Consider the following 15,388-nt stretch of genomic DNA (forward strand, 5'->3'; position numbering starts at 1 on the left):
CTTCCCGGCGCTGGACGAAGGCCTGCAGCGCCGGGAAGTCTGGAATGCAGATGTTGCGGCGGCTGCGCTCGTTGAAGGCAATCAGCCGTTCGCGCACGAGCTTGGACAACACGCGGCTGACCGTCTCCAGCGTCAGCCCGAGGTAGTTGCCGATCTCGGCGCGCGTCAGGCGCAGGCTGAACTGGTCGGCGCGCAGGCCGCGCACGGCCAGCGCGTCGCCCCAGTAGTGCAGGAAGGCCACCACGCGGGCGTCGGCCGGCAGCGTGCAGATCGAGGTGACCGAATCGCGGTCGCGCATGATCTGGCTGCTCATCGCCTCGTGCACGATCTCCAGCAGCGCAGGATGCTTGGCGCAGGCGCGCAGCAGCTCGTCGTAGCGAACGGCCCACACTTCGGCCGTGTCCATGGCGACGGCGTCGCAGGCATAGGCGTTGCGGGAGATGGCGCCGAAGCCCAGCCAGTCGCCGCGGAACTTCAGGCCCACCACTTGCTCGCGGCCCTCGGCCGACACACTGATCAACTTGAAGAAGCCGGAGTTCAACACGTAGAGGTGCGAGAAGGCCTCGCCCGAACGATAGATCACGTCGCCTGCATGCACGATGCGGCGCGTGGGGCTCAGCACCGCCTCCAGCAGCCGTAGCCGGTCGGCAATGCGCTGGCCCCCGCCAACGCCCATGCCCGGCGCCGCTGCGGCAGCGACGATGACGTTGTCATGCGGCTTGGTGAAGGGAGCGGCATGAGGGGCTGCGGTCGTGTGCATGGTGTATTCCGTGAGAGCTGTGGCTGGATGCAGCCATGCTAGGAAGGCCCTGGCAACGCAGTGGCAATGCCGCCGCTCGTTGCGTCGCGGTGCGTAACACTGCGTGAACGGACGGTCGCATGTGTTCCCTCGCCGGTCATGGTGGGCTCACCCCCGCCCAGGTAGACCAGCGTGACGTTCACGACATAGGCCGCCACCAGCCCGACGCTGACCCAGCTGACCACGCGCAGCCTCCGGCCGTGCGGCCGCATCACCAGCCCGATGATGACCATGCCCGTCATCACCAACGCCGTCACCGCGGTACTGGCATGCACGCCCGCCGCTTCGGCCAGCAGCGGACCGCGCGCGTAGAAGGCATCGTCCACCGCGAGGATCGTGATGTTGAACAGGTTGCTGCCCAGCAGGTTGCCGATGGCCATGTCGAGCGCGCCCAGGCGCAAGGCACCGAGGGTCACGGCCATCTCCGGCAATGTGGTCACGATGGCCATGAAGACGGTACCGGCGAAGCTGCGCGAGATGCCCAGCGCCTGTGCCAGTCCGTCGGCCACGCTGGGCAGCCAGCTGCCGGCCGCCAACACCAGCAGCGCGGCCAGGCCGAAACGGCGCCATTCGCGCCGGCACTGTGGCGGCGCGGCGGCTGTCCCCGCCCCGGCCGGGGCGGTTGCGGCTGCCATGGCGCGGCGTTCGTGCCCATGCACGTTCTTCAGCGCCAGCAGGTACAGCGCCAGCAGGATCGGGCTGTAGACACCGACATGCAGCACCGCCGGGGCGCGTGCACCGGCAAGCAGGCTCACGGCGACAAACCCCAGCATCACGACCCCGAAGCCGGCCGACAGCAGGTGCGTCGCGCTGGCCTCGCGGTACATCGGCTGCCGGCGCTGAAGCGCGTCGACGACGACAAGGAACAACAAGTTCACCAGGCAGGCGCCGAGTGCGTTGCCCACGGCCAGGTTGGGTGCGTCGACGAAGGCCACCGCGCTGATGCCCGAGGCCAGTTCGGGCAGTGAGGTCACGGTGGCCAGCAGCGCCAGCCCGACCCAGCCGCGCCCCCAGCCATAGGCGCCGGCAAGGGCGTCGGCGCTGCGGCTGAGCACGTAGCCCGCCCGCGCAATCAGCACCGCACAGACGGCGAACTGAACCAGCTGCCAAACCGGCGTCATGGCCGAGCGCGGCGCCTGGCACGCACCCACAGCTTGCGCAGCTCCTCGGCCCACAGCACCACGCTGGCCAGCGCCAGCAGCGGCAGCAGCGAGGCCGGTGGCAGCGGCACGGTGTGGAACAGCGCGTTCAGCGGCGGCGCGTAGAGCACGAGTGCCTGCAGCAGCATCGACAGCGCCAGCCCACCCAGCAGCCAGCGGTTGAGCAGGATGCGCGGGCCCAGCGCGGAGGCGCTGGCCGACTGGCAGTTGAGCACGTTGAACCACTGGCACATCGCCAGCACGGTGAAGGTCTCTGTGCGCACCAACTCCAGCGCCGCGCCCTGGCCCAGCCGCCAAGCGAACCAACCGAAGGTCACGGCCGCGATCAGCGGTGTCATGAGCGCCACGCGGCGCAGCATGTCGGCGCCAAGCAGTCGGTCGTCACGCGGCACCGGCGCGCGCCGCATCTCGTCGCCGTCGGCCGGGTCCATCACCAGGTTCACCGTCACCGTGCCTTCGGTGACGATGTTGATCCAGAGGATCTGCACCGCCACCAGCGGCAGCGGGAAGCCGCCGACCAGCGCCAGCAGCAGCACCAGCACCTCGGCCATCGACGTAGCGAAGAGATACAGGATCACCTTCTTCAGGTTGGCGTAGACCATGCGCCCCTGCTGCACGGCGCCCACGATGGTCGAGAAGTTGTCGTCGGTGATGACGATCTTGGCCGCGCTCTTGGCCACCTCGGTGCCGGTGATGCCCATCGCCACGCCGACATCGGCACGCGCCAGCGCCGGTGCATCGTTGACGCCGTCGCCGGTCATCGCGACGACCTCCCCACGGGCCTGCAGCGCCTGCACGATGCGCAGCTTCTGCGCCGGCTGCACGCGGGCGAAAACGGCGATCGAGGGCAGTTCGTGGCACAACGCGGCCTCGCCCATGCGTTCGAGTTCGGGGCCGTCGACGGCGCGTTCGCCGTCGCGCGCGATGCCGAGTTCGCGCGCGATCGCCAGGCCGGTCAGCTTGTGGTCACCGGTGACCATGATCGGGCGGATGCCGGCGGCGCGGCAGGCGGCGACCGCGACCTTGACCTCCTCGCGGGGTGGATCGATCTGGCCGACCAGGCCGAGCAGGCGTGTCCGACCGGCCAGCGCGTCGAAACCGGCGGAGGCCTCCAGCGGGTCATCGTCGAGCGTGGCGAAGGCGAGCACACGCAGGGCCCGCGTGGCCATGGCTTCGGCGGCCCGGCATGCGTCCAGAAGCACGGCCAGCTCAGGGGCGCTGCCCTGGACCGTGCACAGCCGCAGCACCGCCTCGGGTGCGCCCTTGATCCACACGCGGCGCGGCGCGTCGGCCGCGGCGTGGCGCGTGGCCATCAGCTTGGTGTCGGCGTCGAAGGGCAACTCCGCTTCGCGCGGCGCGGTGCGGCGCAGCGCCTCGGCCATGAGGCCGGCCTTGCGCACCAGCACCAGCAGCGCGCCTTCAGTCGGGTCACCCAGCACCGTCCAGCCGGTTCTTTCATCCTCCGGCGGCAACAGTTCGGCGTCGTTGCACAACGCCGCCGCGACGAGCAGTTCGCGCAGCGCGGGATCGGCGTCGTCAGCGGGGGCTCCACCCTCCACCAGCGCCCCTTCGGGCACGTAGCCGATCCCGCCCACGGCAATCTCGCGACCGCCGGGCAGCCAAACGGCCACGGCCGTCATCTCGTTGCGGGTCAGGGTGCCGGTCTTGTCGCTGCAGATGACGGTGGTGGAACCCAGCGTCTCCACCGCCGACAGGCGCCGGATGATCGCGCCGCGCCCGGCCATGCGCTGCATGCCGACCGCCAGCGCGATCGTCATGGCCACCGGCAGGCCTTCGGGCACCATCGAGACCATCTGGCTGATGGCCACCATCAGCACCTCGGCCAGCGGCAGCTCACGCCACAGCCCCAGCAGCACGACCAGCACGAACAGGCCCAGCGCCGCGGCCACCAGGGCGCGGCCGAACTGTTCAAGGCGAAGCTCGAGCGGTGTCTTCGGTTCCTGGGCCCGTTCGGTCAGTCCGGCGATGTGGCCCACCTCGGTGCGCACACCGGTGGCGACCACCACCGCACGCGCACGGCCGGCGGTGACATGGGTGCCCGAATACACCATGCAGCGGCGGTCGGCCAGGCCGGTCGTCTCGGGCACTGCGGCCACCGACTTCGACACCGGCACCGACTCGCCCGTGAGCGCTGCCTCGGCCACCTGCAGCTGGACCTCCTCGATCAGGCGCGCATCGGCTGCGACCGCATCGCCCGCGGCCAGCAGCACGGTGTCGCCGGGCACCAGCTCACGCGCCTCGACCACCATCTCGCCGCCGTCGCGCAGCACGCGCACGCGCAGTGCCGCGAGGCGCCGCAGCGCCGCCATCGACCGCTCGGCCCGGCCTTCCTGAAAGCTGCCGATCAAGGCGTTCACCAGCACCACCGCGAGGATGACCATCGCATCGCCGTGATGCGCCAGCGCCACCGCGAGCACCGCCGCAACGAAGAGGATGTAGATCAGCGGGCTCTTGAACTGGCCGGCAAAGACACGCCACAGCGGCCTGGGTGGGGCTTCGGGCAGCGCGTTGGGGCCGTGCCGGGCCTGCGCCTGCTGCACCTCGCCGGCCGAAAGCCCCCCGTGCCCCTCCAGCCTGAAATGCTGCAGCACCTGCTCGGCGGGCAGCGCGTGCCACACCGGCTCGGCACCGTGGTCGGTCAGGCCCGCAAGCGGGCTGGCCTGCGGCCCCGGTCCGCAGCGCAACGCATCATTCACCGCGAACGACCAGCGTGTCGCAGTCGAGGTTGTGAAGCAGGTCCTCTGCCGTGCTGCCCAGCAGGGCCCGGGCAATGCCGCTGCGCCCGTGCGATCCCAGCACGACCAGGTCGACATCGCTGGCGGCGACATAGTCCGGCAGCAGGGTTTCGGGCTGCCCGCGCTCGATGACACGCTGCAGGGCGGCCACGATCGCCTCGGGCAGGTTGGCCCTGGCCAGGTGCGCAGCGCATTCCTCCATCACCACCGCACGCCAGGAGTCGTCGGCACCAGTGCCCGTGGTCAGCGTGGAGCCCGGCGGCGTGTAGGCGTGGAAAAGCGTCAGGCGGGCGCCCTCGAACCACCGCGCGGCAAGGCGCAGCGCCCGCAACGACGGCTCTGAGAAGTCGGTCGTCACCACCACATGGCGATAGGCAGTGTTGACGCGACCCCGCACATTCAGCACCGGTACGCGCGCGTGTCGCACCAGCGCGTCCACGGTGCTGCCCAGCTGGATACGGTCCATCCGCGCGTCCTTGGCGATCCCGAGCACGACCAGCCCGGCGTCGTCGTCCGTGACGGCTTGCTGCACCGCCTCTGCCGGCGAGCCCACCACCACGCGCGGCGTCGCCGTGATGCCCACTGTTTCGAGGTCGGTCCGCAGCCCCTGCAGCAATGTCTGCTCCCAGGAGGCGGGGCGGCGCCACGAGGGCGCGGCGGCCGTGAAGCGGTCACGGCGAGCCATTTCGGCGGCTTGAACGACATGTGCCACGATGAGCTGGCTGCGCCACGCGCCAGCCAGCTGCGCCGCCCTGGCAAGGGCGCGGTCGCACCGCGCACTGAGGTCGGTGGCAAGGAAGATTCGTGTCGGAAGGGCGGATTTGGTCATCGGGTCATGTCCTTCGGGCGACGCACGGTGAATGCGGATGCAGTCGGTGCAGACGCCGCGCGCCGGCTGGTGCACGGCGTCGCGCGGCAAACGCAGGTTAACGATGCGCACCCGAGCCCGGCTTGACGCCGATCAACGCAGGCAGGCGGGCACCGGCGATCCGGTGCAGGCTCCTGGCCCACAGGTCGCGCAAGAACGCCGCAATGCCAGCGCACTGCGGCTCGGCACCGCTCTGGCGCCGGACTCCCGTCGCGCCGATGCCCCCAACGCAGGCCCGCTCCACCGAGGTGTCCATGACGTCTCCGATCCGGCCCCTGTTGCAGGACCGGGGTACCGTCATGGGGTCAGACGGTATCGCCGCAGACCTGCCAGCAAGGTGTCCAGATACCGTCAGGTCGGATTCAGTGGGGAATGTCGCGACACCAAGGCCTTGTCCCTACGCAAAAATCAGATCTTCCGATCTTGGCTCATTCCCACTCGATCGTCGCCGGCGGCTTGCTGCTGACGTCGTAGGTGACCCGGTTGATGCCGCGCACCTCGTTGATGATGCGGCCGGACACCTTCTTCAGCAGCGCATAGGGCAGCTCGGCCCAGTCGGCGGTCATGAAGTCGCTGGTCTGCACGGCACGCAGCGCGACGACGTAGTCATAGGTGCGGCCGTCGCCCATGACGCCGACGCTCTTGACCGGCAAGAAGACAGCGAAGGCCTGGCTGGTCAAGGCGTACCAGCTCTTGCCGGTGATCGGGTCGAGCGTGCCGCGCAACTCCTCGATGAAGATCGCATCGGCACGGCGCAGCAGGTCGGCAAAGTCCTTCCTCACTTCGCCCAGGATGCGCACGCCCAGGCCGGGGCCCGGGAAAGGATGGCGGTAGACCATGTCGGGCGGCAGGCCCAATGCCACGCCAAGCGCCCTCACCTCGTCCTTGAATAGCTCGCGCAGCGGCTCCAGCAGCTTCAGGCCCAGCGTCTCGGGCAGGCCGCCGACGTTGTGGTGGCTCTTGATCGTCGTGGCCTTCTTGGTCTTGGTGCCGCCGCTCTCCACCACGTCGGGGTAGATGGTGCCTTGCGCCAGCCACTTGGCGTTCTTGAGCTTGCTGGCCTCGGCCTGGAAGACCTCGACGAACTCGGCGCCGATGATCTTGCGCTTGCGCTCGGGGTCGGTCACGCCGGCCAGCTTGCCGAGGAAGGCATCGCTGGCGTCGACGCGGATCACCTTGGCATGCAGGCGGCCGACGAACATGTCCATCACCATCTGGCCCTCGTTCAGGCGCAGCAGGCCGTGGTCGACGAAGACGCAGGTGAGCTGGTCGCCGATGGCGCGGTGAATGAGCGCCGCGGCCACGCTGGAGTCGACGCCGCCGGACAGGCCGAGGATGACCTCCTCGTCGCCGACCTGCTCGCGGATGCGGGCGACGGCCTCGTCGATGTAGCTACCCATGACCCAGTCGCCCTTGCAGCCGGCGATGTCGCGCACGAAGCGGGTCAGGATGGCGGCGCCCTGCAGGGTGTGTGTGACCTCGGGGTGGAACTGGAAGGCGTAGAAGCCGCGCGCCTCGTCGGCCATGCCGGCGATGGGGCAGCTGGGCGTCGAGGCCATCAGCGTGAAGCCCGGTGGCAGCACGGTGACCTTGTCGCCATGGCTCATCCAGACCTTGAGCATGCCGTGCTTCTCGGGCGTCTCGAAGTCCTGGATCGCCTCCAGCAGCTTGGTGTGGCCGTGGGCCCGCACCTCGGCATAGCCGAACTCGCGGTGGTCGCTCCACTCGACCTTGCCGCCCAGCTGCACGGCCATGGTCTGCATGCCGTAGCAGATGCCCAGCACCGGCACGCCGGCATCCCACACGGCCTGCGGTGCGCGCAGCTCGTGGTCCTCGTAGGTGGACGCGTGGCTGCCGCTCAAGATGATGGCCTTGGGCGCGAACGACTTGATGAAGTCGTCCGAGACGTCGTTCGGATGGATCTCGCAGTAGACGGCCGCCTCGCGCACGCGGCGCGCGATGAGCTGGGTGACCTGGGAGCCGAAGTCGAGGATGAGGACTTTGTCGTGTTGCATGGGGTTCTCAGGCGGTTTGCAAGGCGAGGCGCTGGCGATGGAAGAAGCGGTAGGCGAGGACCAGGCCGATCAGTTGCAGCGCGGCGCAGGTGAAGAAGGGCAGGCCCATGCGCGGATCGTCGGCGGGCAGATGCGAGACCCAGCCGAGCAGGCTCAGGCCGATGACCGGGGCGAGCACGGCCGTGACGCTGTTCAGCGATGACACGGCGCCCATGGCCTGGCCCTGGTGGTTGGCGCCCGCGGCGTTGGAGATGATGCTCTGCACAGCAGCGGCCGCGACGCCACCCAGCAGGTTGAAGCTGATGACGGCGTACATCATCCAGCCCTCGGTGGCCAGGCCGAAACCCAGATAGGCCAGCGACGCCGAACCCATGCCGATGAGGGCCAGGCGCTGGGGGCTGAAGCGGGCCAGCAGCGGCTTGAGCAGCACGCCCTGGCTGATGACCGAGACGATACCGACGGCGAACAGCGACCAGCTCACCTCGAGCGGGCCCCAGCCGAACTTGAACTTGGTATAGAGCACCCAGGTCATGTGCAACATGAACTGGGCCAGCGAGGCCAGCGCGATGACGACGACGAGCGAGCCGACGCCCTTGAGCGCCGCCAGGCCACGCAAGGCGCTGACCGGGTTGGCCTTGCGCCAGTTGAAGTCCGTGCGCCTTTCCTTGGGCAAGGATTCGGGCAGCACGAAAAAGCCATAGCACCAGTTCAGCACGGCCATGCAGCCGGCGGCAATGAACGGCCAGCGCACGTCGAAGTGCCCGAGCCAGCCGCCGATGACAGGCCCGAGGATGAAGCCGACGCCGAACATGGCGCCCAGTTGGCCGAAGCGACGCGCGCGGTCCTCAGCCGGCGTGATGTCGGCAACGTAGGCGTTGGCGATCGCGATGTTGGCCTGCATCGCACCCGAAAACAGCCGCACCACCACCAGCATCCACAGGGCTGTCGCCATCGCCGTCACGAAGAAGCTCAGGCCCAGGCCGGCAAAGCCGATCAGCAGCACCGGGCGGCGGCCATGGCGGTCCGACAGCGCGCCGAGGATGGGCGAACCGACGAAGTTGGCGATGCCGAAGGCGGTGGTCACCCAGAGCAGCGCCGCGGTCTGCTGGTCGTTGCTCGACGTGAACGTGCCCACGATGTGCGGCAGCACCGGCACCATCAGCCCGATGGAGATCATGTCGATCAACACGGCCGCCATGATGAAGCCCATGGCCGGGGTGCGTTGCGGGGATGGGCTCATCGCGTCTTCATTTGCGTCTCTGAAAAGCGAAACGGGGCGACTGGCATCGCCCCGTTTGGCTGTGGTCCGCTCACTCGCTGCGGTAGTTGGGTGCTTCCTTCGTGATCTGCACGTCGTGGACATGACTCTCGCGCATGCCCGCCGTCGTGATCTCGACGAACTCAGCCTTCTCCTGCATGTCGGCGATGGAGCCGCAGCCGCAGTAGTGCATCGACGCCTTCAGGCCGCCGGCCATCTGGAAGATGACCTGCACGACCGAGCCCTTGTAGGGCACCTGGCCCTCGATGCCTTCGGGCACCAGCTTGGAGGTGTTGGGATTGTTGGCCGAGGTGTCCTGGAAATAGCGGTCGGCACTGCCCTTGGCCATCGCGCCCATGGAGCCCATGCCGCGGTAGCTCTTGAAGGTGCGGCCCTGGTAGAGGATGACCTCGCCGGGTGCCTCCTCGGTGCCGGCGAAGGCGCCGCCCATCATCACGCAGTCCGCGCCCGCAGCGATGGCCTTGGCCAGGTCGCCCGAGTAGCGCACCCCGCCATCGGCGATGACCGGCACGCCGGTGCCCTTGAGCGCCGTGACGACGTTGTCGATGGCGGTGATCTGCGGCACGCCGACACCCGCGACGATGCGGGTGGTGCAGATGGAGCCAGGGCCGATACCGACCTTGACGCCGTCGGCGCCGGCTTCCACCAGCGCCAGCGCTGCGGCGCCGGTGGCGATGTTGCCGCCGATGACATCGACACTCGGATAGTTGCTCTTGACCCAGCGCACGCGCTCCAGCACGCCGGCGCTGTGGCCGTGGGCGGTGTCGACGATGAGGGCATCGACGCCGGCCTTGACCAGCAGTTCGACGCGCTGCTCGGTGTCGTCGCCGAAGCCGACCGCTGCGCCGACGCGCAGCTTGCCGTGGCTGTCGCGCGCCGCGTTCGGGAAGCTGGTCTGCTTGGTGATGTCCTTGGTGGTCATCAGGCCGCGCAGCTCGAAGGCGTCGTTGACGACGACGACGCGCTCCAGCTTGTGCTTGTGCATCAGCGCCTTGGCTTCATCGGTGGACGCGCCGTCCGTGACGGTGATGAGCTTTTCGGCGGGCGTCATGATCTCGCTGACGCGCGCCTCCATGCGGGTCTCGAAGCGCAGGTCGCGCCCGGTGACGATGCCGATGACGCGCTTGCCCTCGACGACCGGGAAGCCCGAAAAGCCGTGCAGGCGGGTCAGCTCCATCGCCTCACGCACGGTGGCGTTGGGGCCGATGGTCAGCGGCTCGCGCACGACACCGCTTTCATAGCGCTTGACCCGCGCCACTTCACGCGCCTGCGCTTCGGCACTGTGGTTCTTGTGCACGATGCCGATGCCGCCTTCCTGGGCGATGGCGATCGCAAGGCGGGCTTCGGTCACGGTGTCCATCGCGGCGGACACCAGCGGCAGGTTCAGGGGGATGTTGCGCGACAGTCGGGTCGCAAGGCTGGTGTCGCGGGGCAACACCTGGGAGAACGCTGGCACCAACAGAACGTCGTCGAAGGTGAGCGCTTTGCCGAGAAGGCGCATGATGGAGAAGCTCCAGACGCAAAGCGGCATTATACGGAGGGGCCCACGGCTACACTGGCCGCATGCGTTCCAAGCCCCTCTTCATCGCGCTGATTGGCCTGGCTCTGGCCGCGTCCGCCCAGGCCCAATGGAAGTGGCGCGACGCGCGCGGCAACGTGCAGTACAGCGACCTGCCGCCGCCGCCCGGCACACCTGACAAAGACATCCTGCAGCGCCCCCAGGCGCCCAACCGCCCGACCATCGTCGTTGCGCCGCCCGGCCAGCAGGGGGTTGCCGCCTCGGCACCCAAGCCGGCCGCCAGCGGGCCGACCAAGGCCGAGCAGGAAGCGGCCGCGCGCCAGAAGCAGGAGCAGGACAGCGAGGCCGCCAAGCGCAAGGAAGAAGAGCGCCGCATCGCCGCCCAGCGCCGCGAGAACTGCACGCGGGCTCAGGCCAATCTGCGCGACCTGCAGAGCGGCCAGCGCATCACGCGCACCAATGACAAGGGCGAGCGCGTCTTCATGGACGAGGCTCAGCTCGCGGTCGAGGTCGCGCGTGCGCGTGACGTCATCACCAGCGAGTGCCGCTGAGCGGAATCAGCCCGAGTGCTTGGGCCGGTGGCGCGACACGATGCGCTCGCCGCGCTTGGCATAGCGCAGCCGCCGCGCCTCCATCGGGTCGACGGTGAGCGGGCGATAGACCTCGATGCGGTCGCGCTCGCGCAATGCGGTCTGCAGTGGTCGCATGCGGCCCCAGATCCCGATGCGCAACGCGTCGAGCGGCTGGCCGGTGGCCAATCCGTAGGCGGCCATGAAGTCGGCGCAGCCCTGCAACGCGGACTCCAGCGTCGCGCCCTCCTCCACCTCCAGCCAGCGTTGCTGCACATCGCCTGCTGCCAGGCTCCAGACCAGCTCAACGCGCACCGTAGAGGCTTTCCGCGCGCTGTACGAAGCTGTCGACAAAGGTGTTGGCGATGCGGTCGAACACCGGACTGACGACGGCTTCGAGTGCGCCGCTGCTGAAGGCGTACTTCAGCTCGAAGACGATCTTGCAGGCGGTCGGCTCGCCTTCGGTGCCGGGCTTGTTCAGTGGGACGAACTGCCAGAGCCCGTCGAGGTGCGAGAAGGGGCCGTCGACCAGCTCCATGTCGACGCTGAGCGCCGCCTCGTCATTGCGATTGCGCGTGGTGAAGGCATGGCGCACGCCTGCATAGGCCAGGTGCAACCGGGCCGTGACCGCGTCGCCATCCCGCCCCAGCACATCGACCTTGTCGCACCAGGGCAGGAACTCGGGATATCGCGCCACCGCGGTGACCAGCTCGTACATCTCGCGCGGCGTGTACCAGAGCAGAACTGACTTTTTGACCTGCTTCATAGAATCCACAAATTGTATTGAGGGGCATCGCCCCCATTTGCGACCCCATGTCCATCGCCGAGAACCGCCGCGCCCGTTACGACTACCACATCGAAGAACAGTTCGAGGCCGGCGTCGTGCTCTCGGGCTGGGAGATCAAGGCCATTCGCGCCGGCCAGGTCCAGCTGACCGACGGCTACGTGATGATCAAGAACGGTGAGCTGTTCCTGATCGGCTGCCGCATCAACGCGCTGCGCAGCGCCTCGACCCACGTCACGCCCGAGGCCGACCGCACCAAAAAGCTGCTGATGCACAAGGCCGAGATCAAGCGCCTGGTGGGCAAGGTCGAGCAGCGTGGCTTCACCCTGGTGCCGCTGAACCTGCACTACAAGGGCGGCCGCGTGAAGGCCGACATCGCGCTGGCCAAGGGCAAGGCCGAGCACGACAAGCGCAACACCGAGAAGCAGCGCGACTGGGAAAGAGAGCGCGGCCAGCTCATGCGGCACAAGGTGTCAAACAAGAGCTGACAGCGCCTGCTCGATGTCGGCCATGAGGTCGGCGGCGTCTTCCAGGCCAATCGCAAAGCGCACCAGCGTGCCGCCGTCGAACGGCAGCGGCAGGTCGCGGCTGCGGCTCATGTCATAGGGAACCGCCAGGCTCATCGGGCCGGCCCATGAATAGCCGATGCCGAACAGCTGCAACGCGTCCACGAAGTCATCCACCTGGGCCGCGGTGTATTCCGGCTTGAAGACGGCCGAGAACAGGCAGGCAGCGCCGGCGCCGCCCACCGCCAGCCAGTGCTCGTGGCCGGGAGAGTCCGGCAGCGCCGGGTGGAAGACCCGGGCCACTTCCGCCCTGCCGGCCATCCAGCTCGCCAGCCGGCGCGTCACGCGGTCCTGGGCCTCGTAGCGCAGCTGCAGCGTCGGCAGGCCGCGCAACACCAGCTCCACATCGTTCTGGCCCAGGCCGTAACCCAGGTGTTCATGCGCATGGTTGAGCTTGTCGTGCAAGCGACGGTCACGCGTACAGACCGAGCCCATCAGCACGTCGGCACCGCCGCTGGGGTACTTGGTCAGCGCCTGCATGACGATGTCGGCGCCCAGGCCCGGGTGGGTTCCCGGCGCCGGTTCGAAGCCGTTGAAGGCCAGGCCCGCGCCCCAGGTGTTGTCGAGTGCGGTTGTCACGCCGCGCGCCCGGCAGGCGGCCAGCGTGCCGAGCAGGTCGGGGAACTCCAGCGTGATGGAGCCCGCCGCTTCCAGCCAGACCAGTTTGGTGTTGTCACGCAGTTCGGGCACGGTCAGCGGGTCGTAGAAGCGGTGCGTGACGCCCCACTGCGGCAGCCAGGATTCGGTCAGATAGCGGTTCTGGCCGTAGACGTTGTCCGGCACCAGCACCTCGTCCCCGGGGCGCAGCACGGCCAGCGAAGGCAGCGTCACGGCCGCCAGACCGCTGGGCACGAGCAGGCAGTGCTCGGCGTGCTCCAGCGTCGCAATGCGGGCGGCCAGTGTGTAGCTGGTCGGCGTGCCATGCAGGCCGTAGCGGTAGGTCAGGCCATCGCGAGGACGCGGCTTGTGCAGGTCGGCCGTGTCCTTGAACAGCACGGTCGAGGCCTTGGCCACGGGCACGGGCACCGCGTCCCAGCCTTCGGGCGCGCGGTAGGGGTGGTGGATCAGCTCGGTCGCCGGCCTACGCTTCATAGCAGCGAGGCGACAAGGTCGTGCCCATCGGCGGCAACGACGCGGGCGCGCACGAAGTCGCCCACCTTCATCGTCTTGCTGGCCTTCTCGGGCGGCAGGATCTTGACGGTGCCATCGATCTCGGGTGCGTCGGCGTAGGAGCGGCCCACGCCACCCTTGCGGCCCAGGCCCGGCGCGGAGTCGACCAGCACCTGCAGCGTCTGGCCGACACGGCTCTGCAGCTTGGCGGCTGACACCTGTTCAGCCACCGCCATGAAGCGCGCGCGGCGCTCTTCGCGGACTTCGGTGGGCAGCGCGCCCGGAATGTCGTTGGCGCTGGCGCCTTCCACCGGCGAATAGGCGAAACACCCCGCGCGGTCGATCTTCGCTTCCTGCATGAAATCCAGCAGATGCTGGAACTCCGCCTCGGTCTCGCCGGGGAAGCCGGCGATGAAGGTCGAGCGGATGACCAGCTCCGGGCAACTCTCGCGCCAGCGCAGGATGCGCTCCATGTTCTTTTCGCCGTTGGCCGGGCGCTTCATGCGCTTGAGCACGTCCGGGTGGGAGTGCTGGAAGGGCACGTCGAGGTAGGGCAGCACGAGGCCCTCGGCCATCATCGGCAGCACCTCGTCCACATGCGGATAGGGGTAGACGTAGTGCAACCGCACCCAGGCGCCAAAGGGCTTGGCGATCTCGCCGAGCTGGGCGACCAGATCCAGCATGCGGGTCTTGACCGGCTTGCCGTCCCAGAAGCCCATGCGGTACTTCACGTCAACGCCATAGGCCGAGGTGTCCTGGCTGATGACGAGCAATTCCTTCACGCCGCTCTCGAACAGCGCACGGGCCTCGTTGAGCACATCGCCGATGGGGCGAGACACCAGGTCGCCGCGCATGCTCGGGATGATGCAGAACGAACAGCGGTGGTTGCAGCCCTCGCTGATCTTGAGATAGGCGTAGTGCTTGGGCGTCAGCTTGACGCCGTAGCTGGGCACCAGGTCGACGAAGGGATCGTGGGGCTTGGGCACATGGATATGCACCGCGTCCATGACCTCCTGGGTCGCATGCGGGCCGGTGACGGCCAGCACGCTGGGGTGCATCTCGCGCACCAGACTGCCGGCATCGCTGCTGCCGGCACCGGCCTTGGCGCCCAGGCAGCCGGTGACGATGACCTTGCCATTCTTGGCCAGGGCCTCGCCGATGGTGTCCAGGCTTTCCTTGACGGCGTCGTCGATGAAGCCGCAGGTGTTGACGATCACCAGGTCGGCGCCGGCAAAGGTCTTGGAGGTCTCGTAGCCCTCGGCGCGGAGCTGGGTGAGGATCAGTTCGCTGTCGGTCAGGGCCTTGGGGCAGCCGAGCGAAACAAAGCCGATCTTCGGCGCGGTGGCCGGCGCGACGGCGAGGGTGACAGGTTCATTCATCGCCGCATTTTCGGCGATGTCACCGCATCAGGGCTTTTTGGTGCCCGGCGGCGCGACGAAAGGAAAGATCACGCCGGCATTTTTCAGCTGTTCCTGCCACTGCGTCATCAGCGACTTGCTCTGCTCGGCATAGCCGCCCATCAGGCCCGTCCAGGCCTCGGGCGTGAAGGGCATGCCCGGCGTCTGCTCGGTGAAGCGCTGCTGCATGTCGGTGAAAGCCTGCATCTGGCGCTCCAGCAGGCCGCCCATGACGCCCTGCATCGCATGGCCGTACAGGCGGATGATCTGCGCCAGCGAATTGGCCGAGAACATCGGTACGCCGCCGGTCTCTTCTTCCAGGATGATCTGCAGCAGGATGGCGCGGGTCAGGTCTTCCTGCGTCTTGGCGTCGTGCACCTCGAAGGCGGTGCCGTCCAGCACCATCGTCTTCACGTCGGCGAGCGTGATGTAGCTGCTGGTCTGCGTGTCGTAGAGGCGGCGATTGGGGTATTTCTTGAGGATGCGCAGGCCGGGCGTGGCATCGCCGGCTTGGTCAGTCGTCGTTGCCGCTTTCTTGCGGGCAGTCGCCATGCGGAAATCTCCTG

At 68.3% G+C, this 15,388-nt stretch carries 15 protein-coding genes; 2 read left to right on the forward strand and 13 right to left on the reverse strand.

Annotation, left to right across the window (positions count from 1 at the left end):
- From ACT6S0_RS07150 to guaB, 8 genes are all read right to left on the reverse strand, one after another.
- Positions 1–760 (reverse strand): Crp/Fnr family transcriptional regulator (locus tag ACT6S0_RS07150; RefSeq protein WP_444763203.1); only part of this gene is annotated, 760 nt, incomplete at its 3' end.
- Positions 761–798: 38 nt separating this feature from the next.
- Positions 799–1,920 carry a sodium:calcium antiporter gene (locus ACT6S0_RS07155; protein ID WP_444763204.1) on the reverse strand — a complete coding sequence of 374 codons (1,122 nt, stop codon included), beginning with the start codon at positions 1,918–1,920 and terminating at the stop codon, positions 799–801.
- Complete coding sequence (locus ACT6S0_RS07160) at positions 1,917–4,676, reverse strand: cation-translocating P-type ATPase (RefSeq protein ID WP_444763205.1); 2,760 nt, start codon at positions 4,674–4,676, stop codon at positions 1,917–1,919. Before ACT6S0_RS07160 ends, ACT6S0_RS07155 begins: the two co-directional genes overlap by 4 nt.
- Positions 4,669–5,544, reverse strand: a complete 876-nt coding sequence (locus ACT6S0_RS07165) for a universal stress protein (protein ID WP_444763206.1) — start codon at positions 5,542–5,544, stop codon at positions 4,669–4,671. Before ACT6S0_RS07165 ends, ACT6S0_RS07160 begins: the two co-directional genes overlap by 8 nt.
- A 97-nt stretch (positions 5,545–5,641) precedes the next feature.
- Positions 5,642–5,839 (reverse strand): hypothetical protein, encoded by a 198-nt coding sequence (locus ACT6S0_RS07170; protein WP_444763207.1) that lies wholly within the window; start codon positions 5,837–5,839, stop codon positions 5,642–5,644.
- A gap of 172 nt (positions 5,840–6,011) precedes the next feature.
- Positions 6,012–7,598 (reverse strand): glutamine-hydrolyzing GMP synthase, encoded by a 1,587-nt coding sequence (guaA, locus tag ACT6S0_RS07175; protein ID WP_444763208.1) that lies wholly within the window; start codon positions 7,596–7,598, stop codon positions 6,012–6,014.
- Between the two features lie 7 nt (positions 7,599–7,605).
- Positions 7,606–8,838 (reverse strand): TCR/Tet family MFS transporter, encoded by a 1,233-nt coding sequence (locus ACT6S0_RS07180; RefSeq protein WP_444763209.1) that lies wholly within the window; start codon positions 8,836–8,838, stop codon positions 7,606–7,608.
- A gap of 70 nt (positions 8,839–8,908) precedes the next feature.
- Complete coding sequence (gene guaB, locus ACT6S0_RS07185) at positions 8,909–10,378, reverse strand: IMP dehydrogenase (RefSeq protein WP_444763210.1); 1,470 nt, start codon at positions 10,376–10,378, stop codon at positions 8,909–8,911.
- Positions 10,379–10,440: 62 nt separating this feature from the next.
- On the opposite strand from guaB, the gene ACT6S0_RS07190 reads away from it, so the two are divergent.
- The gene (locus tag ACT6S0_RS07190) at positions 10,441–10,947 is read left to right on the forward strand and encodes a DUF4124 domain-containing protein (protein WP_444763211.1); all 507 of its coding nucleotides are present in this window, start codon (positions 10,441–10,443) and stop codon (positions 10,945–10,947) included.
- Between the two features lie 6 nt (positions 10,948–10,953).
- Here ACT6S0_RS07190 and ACT6S0_RS07195 read toward each other — a convergent pair whose 3' ends face one another.
- Positions 10,954–11,280, reverse strand: a complete 327-nt coding sequence (locus ACT6S0_RS07195; RefSeq protein ID WP_444763212.1) for an RnfH family protein — start codon at positions 11,278–11,280, stop codon at positions 10,954–10,956.
- The gene (locus ACT6S0_RS07200) at positions 11,270–11,731 is read right to left on the reverse strand and encodes a type II toxin-antitoxin system RatA family toxin (protein WP_444763213.1); all 462 of its coding nucleotides are present in this window, start codon (positions 11,729–11,731) and stop codon (positions 11,270–11,272) included. Before ACT6S0_RS07200 ends, ACT6S0_RS07195 begins: the two co-directional genes overlap by 11 nt.
- Positions 11,732–11,778: 47 nt before the next feature.
- On the opposite strand from ACT6S0_RS07200, the gene smpB reads away from it, so the two are divergent.
- Positions 11,779–12,237: an SsrA-binding protein SmpB gene (gene smpB / locus ACT6S0_RS07205; protein ID WP_444763214.1), complete on the forward strand. Its 459-nt coding sequence runs from the start codon at positions 11,779–11,781 to the stop codon at positions 12,235–12,237.
- Here smpB and ACT6S0_RS07210 read toward each other — a convergent pair.
- From ACT6S0_RS07210 to phaR, 3 genes are read right to left on the reverse strand one after another with little or no spacing between them, the layout of a single operon-like run.
- Positions 12,223–13,407 (reverse strand): PLP-dependent transferase, encoded by a 1,185-nt coding sequence (locus ACT6S0_RS07210; RefSeq protein ID WP_444763215.1) that lies wholly within the window; start codon positions 13,405–13,407, stop codon positions 12,223–12,225. The two genes, smpB and ACT6S0_RS07210, sit on opposite strands and share 15 nt — an antisense overlap.
- Positions 13,404–14,804 (reverse strand): 30S ribosomal protein S12 methylthiotransferase RimO, encoded by a 1,401-nt coding sequence (rimO, locus tag ACT6S0_RS07215; RefSeq protein ID WP_444763216.1) that lies wholly within the window; start codon positions 14,802–14,804, stop codon positions 13,404–13,406. The genes ACT6S0_RS07210 and rimO overlap by 4 nt, the downstream gene beginning before the upstream one ends.
- A gap of 27 nt (positions 14,805–14,831) precedes the next feature.
- Entirely contained in the window at positions 14,832–15,374 is a 543-nt protein-coding gene (phaR, locus tag ACT6S0_RS07220) for a polyhydroxyalkanoate synthesis repressor PhaR (protein WP_444763217.1), read from the reverse strand.
- Positions 15,375–15,388 lie beyond the last annotated feature (14 nt).

The sequence above is a fragment of the Roseateles sp. genome, assembly GCF_052436255.1.
Classification (GTDB): Bacteria; Pseudomonadota; Gammaproteobacteria; order Burkholderiales; family Burkholderiaceae_C; genus Pelomonas.

What these genes read in the sequence shown, in the direction of transcription:
- ACT6S0_RS07155 (WP_444763204.1), bottom strand. Translation starts at nt 1,920, where the DNA reads ATGACGCCGGTTTGGCAGCTGGTTCAGTTCGCCGTCTGTGCGGTGCTG.
- ACT6S0_RS07200 (WP_444763213.1), bottom strand. Translation starts at nt 11,731, where the DNA reads ATGAAGCAGGTCAAAAAGTCAGTTCTGCTCTGGTACACGCCGCGCGAG.
- guaB (WP_444763210.1), bottom strand. Translation starts at nt 10,378, where the DNA reads ATGCGCCTTCTCGGCAAAGCGCTCACCTTCGACGACGTTCTGTTGGTG.
- ACT6S0_RS07210 (WP_444763215.1), bottom strand. Translation starts at nt 13,407, where the DNA reads ATGAAGCGTAGGCCGGCGACCGAGCTGATCCACCACCCCTACCGCGCG.
- rimO (WP_444763216.1), bottom strand. Translation starts at nt 14,804, where the DNA reads ATGAATGAACCTGTCACCCTCGCCGTCGCGCCGGCCACCGCGCCGAAG.
- guaA (WP_444763208.1), bottom strand. Translation starts at nt 7,598, where the DNA reads ATGCAACACGACAAAGTCCTCATCCTCGACTTCGGCTCCCAGGTCACC.
- ACT6S0_RS07190 (WP_444763211.1), top strand. Translation starts at nt 10,441, where the DNA reads ATGCGTTCCAAGCCCCTCTTCATCGCGCTGATTGGCCTGGCTCTGGCC.
- ACT6S0_RS07180 (WP_444763209.1), bottom strand. Translation starts at nt 8,838, where the DNA reads ATGAGCCCATCCCCGCAACGCACCCCGGCCATGGGCTTCATCATGGCG.
- phaR (WP_444763217.1), bottom strand. Translation starts at nt 15,374, where the DNA reads ATGGCGACTGCCCGCAAGAAAGCGGCAACGACGACTGACCAAGCCGGC.
- ACT6S0_RS07165 (WP_444763206.1), bottom strand. Translation starts at nt 5,544, where the DNA reads ATGACCAAATCCGCCCTTCCGACACGAATCTTCCTTGCCACCGACCTC.
- smpB (WP_444763214.1), top strand. Translation starts at nt 11,779, where the DNA reads ATGTCCATCGCCGAGAACCGCCGCGCCCGTTACGACTACCACATCGAA.
- ACT6S0_RS07170 (WP_444763207.1), bottom strand. Translation starts at nt 5,839, where the DNA reads ATGGACACCTCGGTGGAGCGGGCCTGCGTTGGGGGCATCGGCGCGACG.